Below are 16,452 nucleotides of genomic sequence, written 5' to 3'. Positions count from 1 at the left end.
CAATCTCAACCGGCCCATGAGTGGTGAGCGCGTAGGTTTCCGCTTCAAGCACGCGGATGCGGTGGTCAAGCGCAATCCCCAGGGTCGCTCCCGCCGCGGCTGGGTGATGGAGCCTGTCGAACAGACCACGAGCCGGGGCACCAAGATGCCGGCCTATCGGATCCGCTGGCGTGACAGTGAGCGCCCCGAGATCGTGCTCCAGCACATGCTGATCGCCGATCCCGATCCCACCCCGCCGCCCGAGGGCGTGAGCCTGGTGCCGCCGGTTCCCAAAAAGTAAGCCCTCAGCTGCGCCCCAGCAGGCGGTAGCTGGCCAACCCCAGGACTTCCTTCAGCGCCACGGTGCTGAGGAACAGCGCCTCGGCGTCCGGCAGAGCGTCCTTGAGCACGCTGCCCGCGGTGGGTCGGCCCCAGAGGTTCCTTGAAGCGAACTGGAAGTCGCAGGCCACAGGCACCACCCGCAGGCCGCTGAGCCGCTCGAAGCTGGCCAGGGCGCGGGGCAGATGGGTGGCGCTGGTCACCAGCAGGACCGAACGCCAGCCCCGCCGCTTCCCCAGCGCGCCGATGTCACGCGCCTCCTCGGCGGTGGTGCGGGAGCGGGCATTGGCCACGATGGCACTGGGCTTGAGCCCCAGCTCGATGGCCAGGGCCCGGGCCGTGACCGCCTCCGGCGGGGCCGGATCGCTGCCGGTGAAGCTCACCTGGCCGCCGCTCACCACCAGCAGCGGTGCCTTGCCCTGGCGGATCAGCCGCAGGCCCATAAGCAGCCGATCGCCCGCCTCCCCCACCTCCACGCTCCGGCGCGGCGTCAGGGCGGGCCTGAGGCCGCCCCCCAGCACCACCACCGCATCGGCCTTCGGCAAGGGATCAGGCGTGAGGGCGGCGCTGCGTTCCTCCAGGCTCCACACCAGCTGCCGGGCGGTGAAGGGCATGGCGCTGATCCAGAGCAGGGCAAGGCCCGCGGCTGATACCCAGCCGGCCCAGCGCCGTCGGCGGCCCACCAGGGCGCCCAGCTGCAACAGCAGCGCCAGCCCCAGGGGGTAGAGCGCCAGGGGCAGCAGCTTCGAGAGCAGGAAGCCCATGGTTCAGGAGCCGCGGTTTCGCTTGAGCTGCTCCAGGTCCTGCTGGGTTTCGAAGGCTGCCCAGTCCGAATCCAGGTCGGCGGCGGCCGCCTTGGGTGCTGCCGCCGACCCATCACGGGCGTCGGTGGCGCCGCGGGGTTGTTGGGCCAGTTCGTCCCGTTCCCGTTGCAGCCGCTGGAAGTCTTCCCCCAGCTGCGCCAGGGCCTTCCAGCGGTCGCGGCCCTGGCCCATCAGCTGATCCACGTGGGCCTGGGCCCGCTGGGCCAGGGCGCTGGCATCGGCGCTCCGGGCCCGCTCCACCCGCTGCTGCCAGGTGGAGATCTCCTTGGCCAGGTCGAGCAGCTGGTTGCGCTGCTCAATGGCCTGCTGCTGCAGCTGAAGCTCCCGCCGGTGCAGGCGCCGTTCGCGCTCCTGCAACTCCTCTTGATCGAACAGCGACTGCTGCTGGGGGTTGGAGCGCAGGAAGGCCTCCAACTGCTGCTCGAGCCGGGCTTCAAGTTGCTCGAACCAACTGGCGCTCACGGCGTTTGCCCATCCCGGGGTTGGCCCGGAGCGCTGGTGATCAAGGGGGCCTCGATCTCCTCCTGCAGCGGCGTGATCGCCCCTTCGCGGGAGCGCAGCAGCAACTGGGTGAGCCGGGCGATCGCCCCTTCGCCCAGGTCCTGGGTGCTGATGCGGTCGAAGGCCTCCCCGTAGAGCGCTTCGAGCTGCTCGATCAGGCCCTCGCGCACCAGGCGCACAGCGCGCCGTTGGTCATCTCTGCTCATCGAGCTGGGGTTCCGTTGCTGACGAGTCTGCCTGCCCCAGAAGATGAACACTGAGGTCGCCGGCTGGATCGCTCCAGCGTTCCCTGGCCCGCCAGCCGGCCTGCTCCGCCAGGGCCAGGAACCTGGCGGGGTCGTACTTGACGCTGTGTTCGGTGATCAGGGGCTCGCCGCCGGCGAAGTGCCAGCGTTCGCCGGCCACGCTCACCCATTGATCCCGCTCGCTCACCAGGGCCATCTCGATCCGCTGCTGCTGCGGTTGCCAGCGGGCCCGGTAGCGGAAGGCCGAGGGGTCGAAGTCGCCGCCCAGATCCCGGTTGAGCCGGCGCAGCAGGTTGAGGGCGAAGGCGGCCGACACGCCGGCGCGGTCGTCATAGGCCGCCTCCAGCCGCCGCTCGCTCTTGGGCTGGTCGATGCCGATCAGCAGCTGACTGCCCGGGCCCAGCAGCCGGGCGAATTGCCGCAGCAGCCCCAGGGCCTCCGCACGGTTGAAGTTGCCCAGGGAGCTGCCCGGGAAGAAGCCCAGCCTGTTTCGCCGCTCCAGCAGCGGGTGGTCCGGCAGGCGCTCGAGGCTGGTGTAGTCGCAGCAGATGCCCAGCACGGGCACGCCGGGATGGCGGCCCTGTAGATCCCGGCAGGCCGAGCGCAGGTGGGCGGCGCTGATGTCGAGCGCCACGTAGGCCGGCCCGTCCAGGGCCCGCAGCAGCGGACTCACTTTGCGGGCGCTGCCGGCGCCGAACTCCACCAGCACCCCCGAGCCCATGGCCGCGGCCATGGCCGGCGCCCGGGCCTCCAGCAGGGCGGTCTCGGTGGCGGTGAGGGTGTACTCCGGCTGGCAGCAGATCGCCTCGAACAGGCGGGAGCCCTCCTCGTCGTAGAGGAACCAGGCCGGCAGCTGCCTGGGACTGCGGCGCAGACCTTCGCGCACCAGCCGCTCCATGTCGGCGGCGGCGGGGTGCAGGTCGAGCAGCTCCGGCTCCAGCAGCGCCGAAGTCATCCAGCGTTCCTCGCCAGGCGCAGGCCGCTGGCCATCCAGCGGCTGCCGGGGGGGAAGAAGTTGCGGTAGGTGAGCCGGCCGTGGCCCGCCGGGGTGAGGAAGGAGTGGCCCCTGAGCACGAATTGGGAGCTCATGAACTTGCCGTTGTACTCGCCCACGGCGCCGGCGGCGGGCAGGAAGCCGGGGTAGGGGCGGTAGGGGCTCGCGCTCCATTCCCAGAGCTGCCCGATGTCCGCCAGCAGGCCCGCTGCGGCGGCGATCTCCCATTCGGCTTCCGTCGCCAGGCGGGCGCCGGCCCAGCGGGCGTAGGCCTCGGCTTCGAACCAGCTCAGGTGGCGCACCGGTGCCTGTGGCCGCAGGGGACGGCGGCCGGCGAGGGTGAACTCCCACTCCCAGCCCTGGGCGCCGCCGCTGCCACGCCAGTAGCGGGGGGCCTGCCAGCCCCGCTCGGTGGCCAGGGCCCAGCCTTCGCTCATCCAGAGTTCCGGGCGCCGGTAGCCCCCGTCGGCGATGAAGGCGGCGTAGTCGCCGTTGCTGACCAGTCGTCCGCCGATGGCGAAGGGCTCGAGCCAGTGGCGGTGGCGGGGGGTCTCGTTGTCGAAATGGAAGCCCGCGGCCTCCTCACCCGGATGGCCGATCGCCACCAGCCCGCCGGGATGGGCCCGCCAGCCCCCATCGGCGGTGGCGCATTCGCTGGCTCCAGGGCCGTTGGCATAGCCGGCTTCGGGACCATCGGGGCCGCTGCGATAGGCGGGTTCGAGCGGGTTGCGGGCGAACCCGTCCAACAGGTCCATCAGCAGCAGTTCCTGGTGCTGTTGTTCGTGCTGAAGACCCAGCTCCAGCAGGGCCAGCGGGGCGCTGCGCTGGGCGGGGGGGCGTTGATCGAGCCGCTCGATCAGCAGCACCAGGCTGGCGTCCACCCGCTGACGCCAGGCCAGCACCTCGGCGATCGTCGGACGGGTGAGCAGACCCCGCAGGGGCCGCGCCAGCCGCTCGCCGACCGTGTCGTAATAGGAGTTGAACAGGTAGCCCCAGCGGCTGTCGGCCGGTTCGTGCTCCGGCAGCTCCGTTGCCAGCAGGAACGTCTCGAAGAACCAGCCGGTGTGGCCCAGGTGCCATTTGGGCGGACTGGCGTCCGCCATGCCCTGCAGGCAGAGGTCCTCGGGTTGGAGCCCGGCGATCAGGGCTTCGCTCTGGCGGCGGATGCTCCCCAGCCGGTGGGCCAGCGCCGCGGTGTCGGGGGGACTCTCCACCGGGGCAGCGTGACTGGAGCGAGGTTAATCGGGCCAAACGGGCGCGGCGTGGCACCTACGATCGCCCCACATCTTCTGCAGGAGCACGGCCGGCGCCATGGGCATTACCCAGGGATTCGTGGGTGCGGTCGGCCATACGCCCCTGATCCGGCTCCAGGCCCTCAGCGAGCTCACCGGCTGCGAGATTCTGGGCAAGGCGGAGTTCATGAACCCCGGCGGTTCCGTCAAGGACCGGGCCGCGCTCGGAATCCTGCTGGAGGCGGAGGCCAGCGGTGAGCTCCAGCCCGGCGGCACCGTGGTGGAGGGCACCGCCGGCAACACCGGCATCGGCCTGGCCCACCTCTGCAATGCCCGCGGCTACCGCAGCCTGATCGTGATCCCCGACACCCAGTCAGCGGAGAAAATCGGCCTGCTGCGCAGCCTGGGGGCGGAGGTGCGCACCGTGCCCGCGGTGCCCTACCGCGACCCCAACAACTACGTGCGCCTCTCCGGCCGGATCGCCGCTGAAACCCCCGGGGCGATCTGGGCCAATCAGTTCGACAACCTCGCCAACCGGCGCGCCCACTACAACTCCACCGGCCCGGAAATCTGGGAGCAGACCGGCGGCCAGGTGGATGCCTGGGTGGCCGCCACCGGCACCGGCGGCACCTATGCCGGGGTGGCGCTGTTTCTGAAGGAACGCAACCCCCGGGTGCGCTGCGTGATCGCCGATCCCCACGGCAGTGCCCTCTACAGCTGGGCCACCAGCGGCGAACTGACGCTCGAGGGCAGCTCGATCACCGAGGGCATCGGCAACAGCCGGGTCACCGCCAACCTGGAGGGGGCACCGGTGGATGACGCCGTGCGCATTGACGACCAGAGTGCCCTCGACACGATCTACCAGTTGCTCTGGCGTGAGGGACTGTTCATGGGCGGATCGGTGGGCATCAACGTGGCCGCCGCGGTGGAGACGGCCCGGCGTCTCGGGCCCGGTCACACGGTGGTGACCGTGCTCTGCGACAGCGGCGACCGCTACCGCTCCCGCCTCTACGACGGCGAATGGCTGGCCAGCAAGGGGCTCAGCCAGCCCCGGCGCGGCTCATGAGCGGCGCATTGATCGGCGATCGCTACCTGCTGGAGGAGCAGCTCAGCCGCAGTGCCCAGGGGGTGCTGTGGCGGGCCAGCGACCAGCTGGCCGGCGAGGCGCCGATGGTGTTGCGCCAGCTGGCCCCGGGCCAGGATCAACAGCGTTTTCGTGAGCTCTGGGGCCGCCTTCAAGGGGTGCTCCACCCGCAGGTGCCCCGGTTCGGTGGTGTCATCCAGGACGGCGCCAGCCTTTGGCTGGTGCGGGAGTGGCAGGGCGGTCCCACCTACCAGGAGCTGCTGGAGGCCCGCCGCGAGCGCCAGCTGGTGTTCGGCTCCGGAGAGGTGCTGTTGCTGCTGCGCCAGCTGTTGCCAGTGCTGGCGGTGCTCCACAGCCAGCAGCTGCTCCATGGCGATCTGACCCCCGCCAACCTGCTGCGGCGGGATCGCGACGGTCTGCCGGTGCTGCTGGATTTCGGCCTGGTGCGGGGGGTGGCGGCCACCGCCGCCCAGTCAGCCGGTCTGCTGGGGGCCACCCCCGGCTACGCGCCGCCGGAGCTGGTGCGTGGGGAGCCGGCCCAGCCCTGGATGGACCTCTACAGCCTGGGGGTGGTGGCGCTGGTGTTGCTCAGTGGCCAGGAGCCCGCCGAGCTGCTCGATCCGGTCACCCTGGCCTGGCGGTTGCCCGCTGGATTGGAGCCCGAGCCGGGCTTTCGGGAGGCCCTGACGCGCCTGCTGGCGAGCGAGCCCTCCGAGCGCTTCGCCTCGGCGGCGGCGGCCCTGCAGGCCCTGCAGCAACTGCCCATGCCCGAGAGCACCGGGCCCGTGGCCCGGGCCGACCGCACCGTGGTGCTGGTGCCCCAGAGCGCCCCGCCCACTCCGCCAGTGGAAGCGCCATCGACGTCGCCTGAGCCGGAGCTTCCCCCCCTGCGGCCCGCCGTGGCCGCGAGCGTCGAGCCTGCTCCCCGCAGCCGCCAGGAGCAGAAGGAGGAGGAGGCCGAAGGCCGGCTCTGGCCGGTGGTGATTGCCCTGGTGCTCTCGGCGGTGGTGGGCACCGCCCTGGGCTGGTTGCTGCTCAGCCGCGGCAAGGCCCCCACCCCCGATCCGGCCGCCTCCCTGCAGCTGCCCGCCAGCCTGCCGCCGGCGGAGGTGGACCAGCGCCAGCAGCTTCTTAATCGCTTACGGGCGCTCCAGATCGATCGGGCCTGGTTCCTCAAGCTGGTGGACGCCAGCCTGCTGGCCCAGTTCCCCGAACGGGGCGGCCGCCTGCCCAGTGATTCGCTCGAGGACGCGCCCCTGCGCAAGGTCTGGAACGAGCTGGCCGAAGAGTGGCTGGCGCGGGTGGAACAGCTGCCCCCGGAGTTGCGCCGGCGCCTGGGCAGCTTCAGTGCCGGCGACTGGCAGAGCCAGCAGACCCGCCTGGGGGCCCAGGGGCTGAGCCCGGCGGTGCTGCGCCAGCTGGTGTCGGGCTCAGCCCAGAACTTGCTGCCCGGCCGCTCCGGTGAGGACATCCCCCCGGAGCCCTTCCGCCAGCTCTGGTATGCGGCGGCCCAGAAGAGCCTGGCCAACGTGCAGATCGAGCAGATCCAGACCCAGCTCGGTCAGACCCGGGTGCTCTCGGCCCAGGTGGAGGCCGGGGGTGCCCGCCTGTTCCCGATCCAGATCGGCCCCGGCTCCCGGCTGGTGCTGGGGGTCAACGGTTCGCCGCTGATGCAGATGAGCGTGTTCGCTGCCGACGGCGCCCTGTTGGAGGCCAAGGGGCCCCTGCGGGTGATCAGCCTCGACAGGATCACCAGCGCGCCGGTGCAGCTGCTGATCACCAATGAGGGCGTGGCACCGGCCCTGATCACCCTGTCGCTGCGCGTGGATCCTGCCCCGCCGGTGACGCCCACCACCCCGACCACCCCAGGGGAGCCCACGCCCACCGATCCGGCCCCCAGCACGCCCACCCCCGCCCCGACGCCCGAGCCCACTCCATCGGCGCCCGCGGGGCCCACCCCGCCGCCGCCGGTGCCCGGCGCCGAGCCCAAGGCGAACTGAGCGCTCCGATCAGATCCGGGCGATCGCGGCGCGGGTCTCCTTGGCGTCCTGCTTGCGTTTTTCATCCTGGCGCTTGTCGTGGAGCTTGCGCCCCTTGGCCAGGCCAATGGTGAGCTTGATCCAGGAGCCCTTGAGGTGGAGGTTGAGCGGCACCAGGGTGAGCCCCTTCTGATCGAGGGCGACGCGGAACTTGTCGATCTCACGTCGGTGGGCCAGCAGTTTGCGCACCCGCAGCGGCTCGTGGTTGAAGTAGGCGCCGGCGTGGCTGTGGGGGGAGATATGCACGTTGTGCAGCTGCAGTTCGCCGTTCCTGATCAGGCAGAAGCCATCCCGCAGGTTGGCCTTGCCGGCGCGGATCGATTTCACCTCCGTGCCCAGCAGCTCCACGCCGGTTTCGAGCGTGTCGAGGATCTCGTACTGGTGGCGGGCGAAGCGGTTGTCCGCCAGCAGCTTGTTGGCGGCGTCCCGTGCGGACTTGGCGGTTTTCTTGCCTCCGCCCTTCGCCATCACCGTCCCTGGAATCTCCCGACCCTAGGCAGGGGCCGGTACCCTCGCCCCATGGCGATCGTTTCCTCAGGGGCCGGACGGGGCGCTGACGCCGCCGGGCGCTCCAAGCGCAAGCCGGCGGCGTCGGCGGGGGACTCGCTGGGGTCCCGGCCGCGGCTGGTGGATCCCGAAAGCCTGGCGGAGGAGAGCGCCCCCGACGCCCCTGTGCTGCGTGAAGACACCCTGCGCCCCCGTCGCCTGGCGGACTACATCGGCCAGCGGGAGCTCAAGCAGGTGCTGGGCATCGCCATCGAGGCCACCCGCCACCGGGGCGAGGCGCTCGATCACGTGCTGCTCTACGGCCCCCCCGGCCTCGGCAAGACCACCATGGCCCTGGTACTGGCCGAGGAGCTCGGGGTGCGCTGCCGCATCACCAGCGCGCCGGCCCTGGAGCGCCCCCGCGACATCGTCGGTCTGCTGGTGAACCTGCAGCCCCACGAGCTGCTGTTCATCGACGAGATCCACCGGCTCAACCGGGTGGCCGAGGAACTGCTGTATCCGGCGATGGAGGATTTCAGGCTCGATCTCACCGTGGGCATGGGCGCTTCGGCGCGCACCCGCAGCCTGCCGATCGCCCCCTTCACCCTGGTGGGCGCCACCACCCGCGCCGGTTCGCTCAGTTCACCCCTGCGCGATCGCTTCGGGCTGGTGCAGCGGCTGGAGTTCTACGACCTGCCCGACCTCCAGGCGATCGTGGAACGGGCGGCGGGCCTGCTGAAGCTGCATCTGGAGCCCTTGGCGGCCCTGGAGGTGGCCCGGCGCTGCCGCGGCACGCCCCGGATCGCCAACAGGCTGCTGCGCCGCGTACGCGATGTGGCCAGCGTGGGTGGCCACGGCACCATCAGCGCCGAGCTGGTGGGCGAGGCCCTCAGCCTGCACCGGGTGGATGAACGGGGCCTCGACGCCAGCGATCGCCGTTTGATGGTGTTGCTGTTGGAGGGTTATGGCGGTGGCCCCGTCGGCATCGACACCCTGGCGGCGGGCCTGGGCGAGGACCCCGCCACCCTGGAGGCGGTGGTGGAGCCGTTCCTGCTGCAACTGGGCTTTCTGCAGCGCACCCCCCGCGGCCGGGTGGTGACCGCCAAGGGCCGGGAGCACCTGGGCTGGCCGGAGGCGGCCTGATGCTCGGGGTGCCACTGCTGGGGCCACCGCTGCTGGCCCTGCTGCTCACGGTGCAACTGACCCTGCCCCAGCTGTTCGATCAGGCGCTGGCCGCCAGCCAGGCGGGGCGCTTCGGTGAGGCCCTGCCCCTGTGGGATCGGGTGCTGGAGGAGGCGCCTGAATCGGCCTCGGCCTGGAGCAACCGCGGCAACGTGCAGCTGGCCCTGGGCCGGCCGGAGGCGGACATCGCCGACCAGAACCGGGCCATGGTCCTGGAGCCGGAGAGCCCCGATCCTCACCTCAACCGCGGCACCGCCGAGGAGGCGCTGCAGCAATGGCCGGAGGCGGAGGCGGATTACCGCTGGATCCTCGAGCGCGACCCCGCCGATGCCTCCGCCCTCTACAACCTGGGCAACGTGCGCGGCTCCCAGGGGGATTGGAGCGCAGCCCGCTCCTGCTTCGAGGCCGCCGCCGCGGCCCGTCCCGGCTTCGCCATGGCCCGTTCCAGCGCCGCCCTGGCCGCGATTCAACTGGGCGAGCAGGAGAACGCCGAGCGGCAGCTGCGCTCGTTGATCCGCCGTTACCCGATGTTCGCCGATGCCCGCGCCGGCCTCACCGCCCTGCTGTGGCGCCGGGGAGCCAGCGGTGAGGCCGAAAGCAACTGGGCGGCGGCCTCCGGCCTTGATCCCCGTTACGGCCAGCCAGAATGGTTGCTGGCGCAGCGGCGTTGGCCGCCGGAGCCCGTTCACGCCCTCGAGGATTTCCTCGCCCTCACCCGCTGATGTCCCCCGCCGCAACGGCTTCCACTGATCTCTGGCAGGCGCTGGCTCTGGAGGGCGCCCTGGCGGAGGCTCTGCCCCAGTGGATCGGCCTGCGGCGCCACCTCCATGCCCACCCGGAGCTGAGCGGGGAGGAGCACCAGAGCGCCGCCCTGGTGGCTGGTGAGCTGCGCCAGTGGGGTTGGCGGGTGCGCGAGGGGGTGGGCCGCACCGGGGTGGTGGCGGAACTGGGCCCGTCCCATGGCCCCCTGGCGGCCCTGCGGGTCGACATGGATGCCCTGCCGGTGGAGGAGCGCACGGGGCTGGCCTATGCCTCCACCCGTCAGGGGTTGATGCACGCCTGTGGCCACGACCTGCACACCACCCTGGGCCTCGGGGTGGCCCAGCTGCTGGCGCCCCACGCGGATCGGCTGCAGGGCCGGGTAAGGCTGCTGTTCCAGCCCGCCGAGGAGATTGCCCAGGGGGCCAGCTGGATGGTGGCCGACGGGGCGATGGAGGGGGTGGACGCCCTCTTCGGGGTGCATGTGTTCCCGAGCCTGCCGGTGGGCACGATCGGCGTGCGCAGCGGCGGCCTGACGGCGGCAGCGGGCGAGTTGGAGGTGGAGGTGCTGGGGGAGGGGGGCCACGGGGCCCGGCCCCACCAGAGCACCGATGCGATCTGGATCGCCGCGAAGGTGGTGAGCGGCCTGCAGGAGGCGATCAGCCGCAAGCTGGATGCCCTCCACCCGGTGGTGGTCAGCTTCGGGCGCATCGAAGGCGGCAAGGCCTTCAACGTGATCGCCGACCACGTGCGCCTGCTGGGCACCGTGCGCTGCCTGGATCCGGATGTGCATGCCCAACTGCCGGGCTGGATCGAAGAAACCGTGCACGCCATTTGCCGCGGCTACGGCGGCGAGGCGCGGGTGCGCTATCGCTGCATCGCCCCTCCGGTGCAGAACGACCCGGAACTCACGGACCTGGTGGAGGAGGCCGCGATCGAGCGGCTGGGGCGCGCCCGGGTGTTGCGCCTGGAGCAGCCATCGTTGGGGGCAGAGGATTTCGCGATGCTGCTGCAGGACACCCGCGGCACGATGTTCCGCCTCGGGGTGGCCGGGCCCCAGGGCTGCTCGCCGCTGCACAGCAACAGCTTCGATCCCGATGAAGGCGCCCTGGCCGTGGGGGTGCAGGTGCTCACCCTCAGCCTGTTGCGCTGGCTGGAGCGGCAGCGATGACCCGGCGTCTGCTGGCCCTGGCCTCGCCGCTGCTGATCCTCCTTGCCCTGCTGGTCATGGTCAGCCGCCAGGAGCGGGAACGGCTCCAGGCTTTGCCGGCCCTGCTGATCGGTTCAGGGCTGCTGGCCACCAGTGCCATCGTGCGGGGCCAGCGCCGCCGGGCCCTGCTGAGCGCCCTACGGTCTGAGAAGACGGGTCGTTGAAGGAGACGTTGAATGGATCTGGAGATGCTCAAGCAGGCGATCGTCTCAGGTGATCCCAGCCGCTCAATGCCAGCGCTGGTGGGTTTGCGGGCGGCGGAGGTGGAGCAGGCGGTGCCCCTGCTGCTACTGGGGCTTGAGCAGGAGGTGTTCATGGTGCGCTCGTTGAGTTGCGCGGGCCTGGGGCAGAAACGCAACGAGGCGGGCTGGCAGGCCCTGGTGGAGGCCCTGCGTCACGACGGAGACCCCAATGTGCGGGCCGAGGCGGCCAATGCTCTCGTGAGCCATGGGGTGGCACGCGCCTGGCCGCTGGTGCGGGAGGCCTTCGAGCGCGATGGCCAGTGGCTGGTGCGCTGCAGCATTCTCTCGGCCCTGGCCGAGCAGCCGGAGATGGGGCCGGCAGCGCTGCTGGAGCTGGCCGAACTGGCCGTGGCCGATGGCGATGGCAGCGTGCGCGTGGGCGGCACCGAGATTCTGGGGAGGCTGGTGCGGGAGGCGACGGATCCAGGCGCCGCCGCCGCCGCCCGGGAGTTGCTGGTGGGCCTCCAGCAGGACGGGGACCACCGGGTGGTGGCGGCGGCCCTCAATGGATTGCGGGGTTAGGTCGTCGGCTCAGCTCCGGATTGGCGCTTGACCAAACAGCCTTGCTAGGTTTCACAGGTCACTAGGGGTGCCCGGCCAAATCAGAAGGCCTGGGCTGAGATCACACCCTCCGAACCTGATCCGGGTCATGCCGGCGCAGGGAAGTGCCCCGAAATCTGCCTTGCCTTCGGGCCCGGTGGGCGTCGGCTCCGGAGACGACCTCGCTCAGCCGACTGTCCCCAGCCCCGTTCTCCGCCCTACCCCCCACGATCATGCGCAGCGCCTGGATTGAGAAGCGTCGCGGCGACGCCAACGTGTCGCAAATGCACTACGCCCGCCAGGGCGTGGTCACCGAGGAGATGGCCTATGTGGCCAAGCGCGAGAACCTGCCCGAATCGCTGGTGATGGAGGAGGTGGCGCGGGGGCGGATGATCATCCCCGCCAACATCAACCACACCAACCTGGAGCCGATGGCGATCGGCATCGCCTCCAGATGCAAGGTGAACGCCAACATCGGCGCCTCCCCCAATGCCTCCGACCTTGAGGAAGAGGTGGCCAAGCTGCGCCTGGCCGTGAAGTACGGCGCCGACACGGTGATGGATCTCTCCACTGGCGGTGTCAACCTCGATGAGGTGCGCACGGCAATCATCAATGCCTCCACGGTGCCGATCGGCACGGTGCCGGTGTATCAGGCGCTGGAGAGCGTGCATGGCTCGATCGAGAAGCTCGACGCCGATGATTTCCTGCACATCATCGAGAAGCACTGCCAGCAGGGCGTCGATTACCAGACCATCCACGCGGGACTGCTGATCGAGCACCTGCCGCTGGTGAAGGGACGCCTCACCGGCATCGTGAGCCGCGGCGGCGGCATCCTGGCCCAGTGGATGCTGTATCACCACAAGCAGAACCCGCTGTTCACGCGCTTCGATGACATCATCGAGATCTTCAAGCGCTACGACTGCAGCTTTTCGCTGGGAGATTCCCTGCGGCCCGGCTGCCAGCACGATGCCTCCGATGCTGCCCAGCTGGCGGAACTCAAAACCCTGGGTCAGCTCACGCGCCGCGCCTGGGAGCACGACATCCAGGTGATGGTGGAGGGCCCGGGCCATGTGCCGATGGATCAGATCGAGTTCAATGTCAAAAAGCAGATGGAGGAGTGCTGCGAGGCGCCCTTCTATGTGCTCGGTCCGTTGGTGACAGACATCGCTCCGGGTTATGACCACATCACCAGCGCCATTGGCGCGGCCCTGGCCGGCTGGCACGGCACGGCGATGCTCTGCTACGTGACCCCGAAGGAACACCTGGGCCTGCCCAATGCCAATGACGTGCGTGAGGGCCTGATCGCCTACAAGATCGCTGCCCACGCCGCCGACATCGCCCGCCACCGCCCGGGCGCCCGCGACCGCGACGACGAGCTGAGCCGGGCTCGCTATGCCTTCGACTGGAACAAGCAGTTCGATTTAGCGCTCGATCCCGAACGCGCCCGCGAGTACCACGACGAAACCCTGCCGGCCGACATCTACAAGCAGGCCGAATTCTGCTCGATGTGCGGGCCGAAGCACTGCCCGATGCAGACGAAGATCACCGATGAGGACATCGCAGGGCTCGAAGAGGTGCTCAAGGCGCAGGCACAGGAGAAGGAGGCCGCGGTGGTGTGAGTAGCCAACCTGCTTGCTGATGATTGGCCCAGGGGAGTAACTCCTGGGCCTTGTTCATGTCTGAGGATCAGGGAAGTTGGCTGGTTGGATTGGCATTGGCTGGCATGGGCGGGCTGAGCCAGAAGCGCTGGCGAGAGCAGACCAGCTTCTGGGGAGTGTCAACAGTTGATTCTCGGTTCCGCCCAAGACTCTGCCTGGTCAAAGCCGTTGGCCCAAGGCCCTTGTGCCGCTGGAGTTTCATGCCATGCATCACACCTTGGTTGGGTCACCTACAACAGGAGGGCCTTGACTTCAGTTTGTTCGCTGGCCAGCCCAATCGGCGTTGGGAAGATCGTATGACCGGCTGAGGAGCATTCATCCTGTTTGAGCTTCCCGGAGATCATTAGGGCTGTTGCTGCGCCACGCCGCATGACATGGGCGACCTTCCTGCCTATGCTTGAGTGGTTATCTAGAGGAGTCCTTGTTGCCAACTGTTCTTCGAGATGGAGAATATCGTTTATTCTTCTTTTCGCGAGAAGAGCCACGCATGCATGTTCACGTCAGTCATCCTGATGGAGAAGCAAAGTTCTGGTTGACACCAGCTGTGCAAATTGCAAAGAATATTTGCCTTGGCGATTCGCGACTCAGGGATGCCCAACGCGTAGTGGAAGCTCACCATCAGGAGATCATCGATGCCTGGAACAACTACTTTCCCAGCTGAGGTCACCAATGTCTCCAGGCATTGCCTGTGGATACTGGTCGATGAAGAGGAGTTGGTGATCCCCTACTCGGAATTCCCTTGGTTCAGGGGGGGCACAATTGAACAAGTAGCCAATGTGCTCCGCCCAACAGAAGATCATCTCTATTGGCCCGATCTCGACGTAGATCTATCTGTAGCCTCAATCCGTCATCCAAGTGAGTTTCCGCTTCAAGCAAGGATGACTTCCGAACATCAAGAATAAGCAGGCATGGCATGGCTTGCGTGATGCGCTCCCATGGCTGCTATCCGCCGCTGATCTTGACCGTTAGATCCAGCAATGGTTTCTGCGATCGAACCTTCTCAGCCAATGATCTCCCACAAGCCATCAAAAAGCCCCACCCATCTGGGCGGGGCTTTGATCGGCCGAGAAGCGTCCCGGCCCACATTCACTGGCTGAGTTCCGCCCAGCCTCAGCCCAGCAACGCCTTCGCCTTCGCCACCACGTTCTCCACCGTGAAGCCGAACTTCTCCAAGCACACGCCGCCCGGAGCCGAGGCTCCGAAGCGATCGATCGACACGGTGTCACCGTCGAAGCCGGTGTACTTGTGCCAACCGAAGGAACTGGAGGCTTCCACCACCAGGCGCTGGCGCACGGCGGCGGGGAGCACGGATTCGCGGTAGGCGGCGTCCTGCTCCTCGAACAGTTCCACGCAGGGCATCGACACCACGCGCACGTTTTTGCCCTCGGCCCGCAGTTGGGCGGCGGCCTTGGTGCAGAGCTCGAGCTCGGTGCCCGAACCGATCACGATCAGCTCGGGGGTGCCGTCGCTGTCCTCGAGGATGTAGCCGCCCTTGGCCACCTTGTCGGCGCTGGAGTTGGCCTGGTTGGCCATGGCCTGGCGGCTGAGGGCCAGCACCGTGGGCCGCTTGCGGTTGGTGACGGCCACCTGGTAAGCGCCGCTGGTTTCGTTGCCATCGCCCGGGCGGATCACCAGCAGATTGGGGATCGCGCGCAGATTCGCCAGCGTTTCCACCGGCTGGTGGGTGGGACCGTCTTCGCCCAGGCCGATCGAGTCGTGGGTGAACACGTAGATCACCCCCAGCTCACTCAGGGCCGAGAGCCGGATGGCGCCCAGGGCGTAGCCCGCGAACACCAGGAAGGTGCCGCCGTAGGGAATCAAGCCGCTGCCGTGATACGCGAGGCCATTGAGGATCGCTGCCATGGCGTGTTCGCGCACGCCGAAGTGCAGGTAGCGGTTGGCCTCGGCGCCCTTCTGAAAACTCTTCTCTCCCTTGATGTCGGTGAGGTTGGAGTGGGTGAGGTCGGCCGAGCCGCCGATCAGCTCGGGCAGCTTGGGCCCGATCGCATTGAGCACGTTGTAGGAGTACTGGCGCGTGGCCAGGCCCTTGTCGGCGGGGGTGAAGCTGGGCAGGGCCTGCTCCCAGCCGCTGGGCAGCTCGCCCCGCAGCCGGCGCTCGAATTCAGCGGCTTCAGCGGGGTAGGCGGAGCGGTAGGAGGCCAGGGTGTCGTTCCAGGCCGATTCCAGGGCGGCGCCGCGCTCGATTGCCTGGCGCCAGTGGTCGTAGGACGCCTGGGGCACTTCGAAGTCGCCGTAGGTCCACTCCAGGGCCGCCCGGGTGAGGGCCGCTTCCTCAACGCCCAGGGCCGCCCCATGCACGCCGGCGGTGTCGGCCTTGTTGGGGGAGCCGTAGCCGATGGTGGTGGTGACCTTGATCAGGCTTGGCCTGTCGGTGACCGCCTTGGCCGCCTCGATCGCCCGGCTGATCGCGTCCACATCGGTGTTGCCCTCGGCCACGTGCTGCACGTGCCAGCCGTAGGCCTCATAGCGCTTGAGCACATCCTCGGTGAAGGAAACCTCGGTGTTTCCATCGATGGTGATGTGGTTGTCGTCGTAGAGGCCAATCAGCTTGCCCAGGCCCAGGTGACCCGCCAGGGAGGCGGCCTCACCGGAGATCCCCTCCTGGTGGCAACCGTCGCCCATGATCACGTAGGTGTAGTGATCGACGAGCGGCAGACCGGGTTTGTTGAACTGCGCCGCCAGGTGCGCTTCGGCGATCGCCAGGCCCACGGCGTTGGCGATGCCCTGGCCCAGGGGGCCGGTGGTGACTTCAACGCCCGGTGTCTCAAACGTTTCCGGGTGGCCGGGGGTCTTCGATCCCCATTGGCGGAACTGCTTGATGTCCTCGATGGTGACGCTGTCGTAGCCGGTGAGGTGCAGCAGCGCGTAGAGCAGCATGCAGCCGTGGCCGGCGGAGAGCACGAAGCGGTCGCGGTTGAACCAGAGGGGGTTCTTGGGGTTGTGCTTCAACGCCCGATCCCAGAGGGCGTAGGCCATGGGAGCGGCGCCCATGGGCAGGCCGGGGTGCCCCGAGTTCGACTTGTTGATCGCGTCGATCGCCAGGAAGCGGATGCTGTTGACGCAGAGGGTGTCGATGGACACGGGGGGCGCGGCGACCATGGGGATGGAGGGAAGGGT

Annotated in this window: 19 protein-coding genes and 1 riboswitch; of the genes, 11 read left to right on the top strand and 8 right to left on the bottom strand. The window is 69.0% G+C overall.

Annotation, left to right across the window (positions count from 1 at the left end; all coding sequences use genetic code 11):
* The first annotated feature begins 16 nt into the window (after positions 1-16).
* Positions 17-280, top strand: coding sequence for a hypothetical protein (locus KBZ13_RS09755; protein WP_254939156.1), 264 nt, complete (start codon positions 17-19; stop codon positions 278-280).
* 4 nt (positions 281-284) lie between these two features.
* Here the strand turns inward: KBZ13_RS09755 and KBZ13_RS09750 are convergent, their stop codons facing one another.
* From KBZ13_RS09750 to egtB, 5 genes are read right to left on the bottom strand one after another with little or no spacing between them, the layout of a single operon-like run.
* Entirely contained in the window at positions 285-1,082 is a 798-nt protein-coding gene (locus KBZ13_RS09750; protein ID WP_255008656.1) for a YdcF family protein, read from the bottom strand.
* A 3-nt stretch (positions 1,083-1,085) separates the two neighbouring features.
* The gene (locus tag KBZ13_RS09745) at positions 1,086-1,604 is read right to left on the bottom strand and encodes a hercynine metabolism protein (RefSeq protein ID WP_255008654.1); all 519 of its coding nucleotides are present in this window, start codon (positions 1,602-1,604) and stop codon (positions 1,086-1,088) included.
* The gene (locus KBZ13_RS09740; RefSeq protein WP_255008652.1) at positions 1,601-1,849 is read right to left on the bottom strand and encodes a hercynine metabolism small protein; all 249 of its coding nucleotides are present in this window, start codon (positions 1,847-1,849) and stop codon (positions 1,601-1,603) included. Before KBZ13_RS09740 ends, KBZ13_RS09745 begins: the two co-directional genes overlap by 4 nt.
* Positions 1,836-2,843: an L-histidine N(alpha)-methyltransferase gene (egtD, locus tag KBZ13_RS09735; protein WP_255008650.1), complete on the bottom strand. Its 1,008-nt coding sequence runs from the start codon at positions 2,841-2,843 to the stop codon at positions 1,836-1,838. Before egtD ends, KBZ13_RS09740 begins: the two co-directional genes overlap by 14 nt.
* Positions 2,840-4,096 (bottom strand): ergothioneine biosynthesis protein EgtB, encoded by a 1,257-nt coding sequence (gene egtB / locus KBZ13_RS09730; protein ID WP_255008648.1) that lies wholly within the window; start codon positions 4,094-4,096, stop codon positions 2,840-2,842. Before egtB ends, egtD begins: the two co-directional genes overlap by 4 nt.
* A gap of 97 nt (positions 4,097-4,193) precedes the next feature.
* Between egtB and KBZ13_RS09725 the strand changes: the two genes are divergently transcribed.
* Positions 4,194-5,180, top strand: a complete 987-nt coding sequence (locus tag KBZ13_RS09725) for a cysteine synthase A (RefSeq protein WP_255008646.1) — start codon at positions 4,194-4,196, stop codon at positions 5,178-5,180.
* Positions 5,177-7,198: a serine/threonine protein kinase gene (locus tag KBZ13_RS09720; protein WP_255008644.1), complete on the top strand. Its 2,022-nt coding sequence runs from the start codon at positions 5,177-5,179 to the stop codon at positions 7,196-7,198. The genes KBZ13_RS09725 and KBZ13_RS09720 overlap by 4 nt, the downstream gene beginning before the upstream one ends.
* Before the next feature lie 9 nt (positions 7,199-7,207).
* On the opposite strand, the gene smpB is transcribed toward KBZ13_RS09720, so the two are convergent.
* Positions 7,208-7,705, bottom strand: coding sequence for an SsrA-binding protein SmpB (gene smpB / locus KBZ13_RS09715; RefSeq protein WP_255008642.1), 498 nt, complete (start codon positions 7,703-7,705; stop codon positions 7,208-7,210).
* Positions 7,706-7,756: 51 nt separating this feature from the next.
* Here smpB and ruvB point away from each other — a divergent pair, with 51 nt between their 5' ends.
* The 6 genes from ruvB to thiC all read left to right on the top strand — a co-directional run bounded on the left by ruvB (position 7,757) and on the right by thiC (position 13,275).
* Positions 7,757-8,866, top strand: coding sequence for a Holliday junction branch migration DNA helicase RuvB (ruvB, locus tag KBZ13_RS09710; protein ID WP_255008640.1), 1,110 nt, complete (start codon positions 7,757-7,759; stop codon positions 8,864-8,866).
* On the top strand, positions 8,866-9,627 hold the full coding sequence (locus KBZ13_RS09705; RefSeq protein WP_255008638.1) for a tetratricopeptide repeat protein: 762 nt from the start codon (positions 8,866-8,868) through the stop codon (positions 9,625-9,627). Before ruvB ends, KBZ13_RS09705 begins: the two co-directional genes overlap by 1 nt.
* The gene (locus KBZ13_RS09700) at positions 9,627-10,835 is read left to right on the top strand and encodes an amidohydrolase (RefSeq protein WP_255008636.1); all 1,209 of its coding nucleotides are present in this window, start codon (positions 9,627-9,629) and stop codon (positions 10,833-10,835) included. The genes KBZ13_RS09705 and KBZ13_RS09700 overlap by 1 nt, the downstream gene beginning before the upstream one ends.
* Complete coding sequence (locus KBZ13_RS09695; RefSeq protein ID WP_255008633.1) at positions 10,832-11,038, top strand: DUF3188 domain-containing protein; 207 nt, start codon at positions 10,832-10,834, stop codon at positions 11,036-11,038. The genes KBZ13_RS09700 and KBZ13_RS09695 overlap by 4 nt, the downstream gene beginning before the upstream one ends.
* Positions 11,039-11,050: 12 nt before the next feature.
* A complete protein-coding gene (locus KBZ13_RS09690; protein WP_255008632.1) occupies positions 11,051-11,638 on the top strand; it encodes a HEAT repeat domain-containing protein in 588 nt (195 codons plus the stop codon).
* Positions 11,639-11,691: 53 nt separating this feature from the next.
* Positions 11,692-11,797: riboswitch (TPP riboswitch) on the top strand.
* Positions 11,798-11,889: 92 nt separating this feature from the next.
* The gene (gene thiC / locus KBZ13_RS09685; RefSeq protein WP_255008630.1) at positions 11,890-13,275 is read left to right on the top strand and encodes a phosphomethylpyrimidine synthase ThiC; all 1,386 of its coding nucleotides are present in this window, start codon (positions 11,890-11,892) and stop codon (positions 13,273-13,275) included.
* Between the two features lie 269 nt (positions 13,276-13,544).
* Here the strand turns inward: thiC and KBZ13_RS09680 are convergent, their stop codons facing one another.
* Positions 13,545-13,799 carry a hypothetical protein gene (locus tag KBZ13_RS09680; protein ID WP_255008763.1) on the bottom strand — a complete coding sequence of 85 codons (255 nt, stop codon included), beginning with the start codon at positions 13,797-13,799 and terminating at the stop codon, positions 13,545-13,547.
* Between the two features lie 2 nt (positions 13,800-13,801).
* Here KBZ13_RS09680 and KBZ13_RS09675 point away from each other — a divergent pair, with 2 nt between their 5' ends.
* Positions 13,802-13,975 (top strand): DUF4160 domain-containing protein, encoded by a 174-nt coding sequence (locus tag KBZ13_RS09675; RefSeq protein ID WP_255008747.1) that lies wholly within the window; start codon positions 13,802-13,804, stop codon positions 13,973-13,975.
* On the top strand, positions 13,947-14,216 hold the full coding sequence (locus KBZ13_RS15810) for a DUF2442 domain-containing protein (RefSeq protein WP_409995636.1): 270 nt from the start codon (positions 13,947-13,949) through the stop codon (positions 14,214-14,216). The genes KBZ13_RS09675 and KBZ13_RS15810 overlap by 29 nt, the downstream gene beginning before the upstream one ends.
* Before the next feature lie 208 nt (positions 14,217-14,424).
* Here KBZ13_RS15810 and tkt read toward each other — a convergent pair whose 3' ends face one another.
* Complete coding sequence (gene tkt, locus KBZ13_RS09670) at positions 14,425-16,434, bottom strand: transketolase (protein ID WP_255008628.1); 2,010 nt, start codon at positions 16,432-16,434, stop codon at positions 14,425-14,427.
* Positions 16,435-16,452 lie beyond the last annotated feature (18 nt).

Source organism: Cyanobium sp. ATX 6F1, assembly GCF_024346315.1.
Lineage (GTDB): Bacteria > Cyanobacteriota > Cyanobacteriia > PCC-6307 > Cyanobiaceae > ATX-6F1.
Note: the sequence above shows the minus strand (reverse complement) of the source record. Positions and strands in the feature narration are given on the sequence as shown.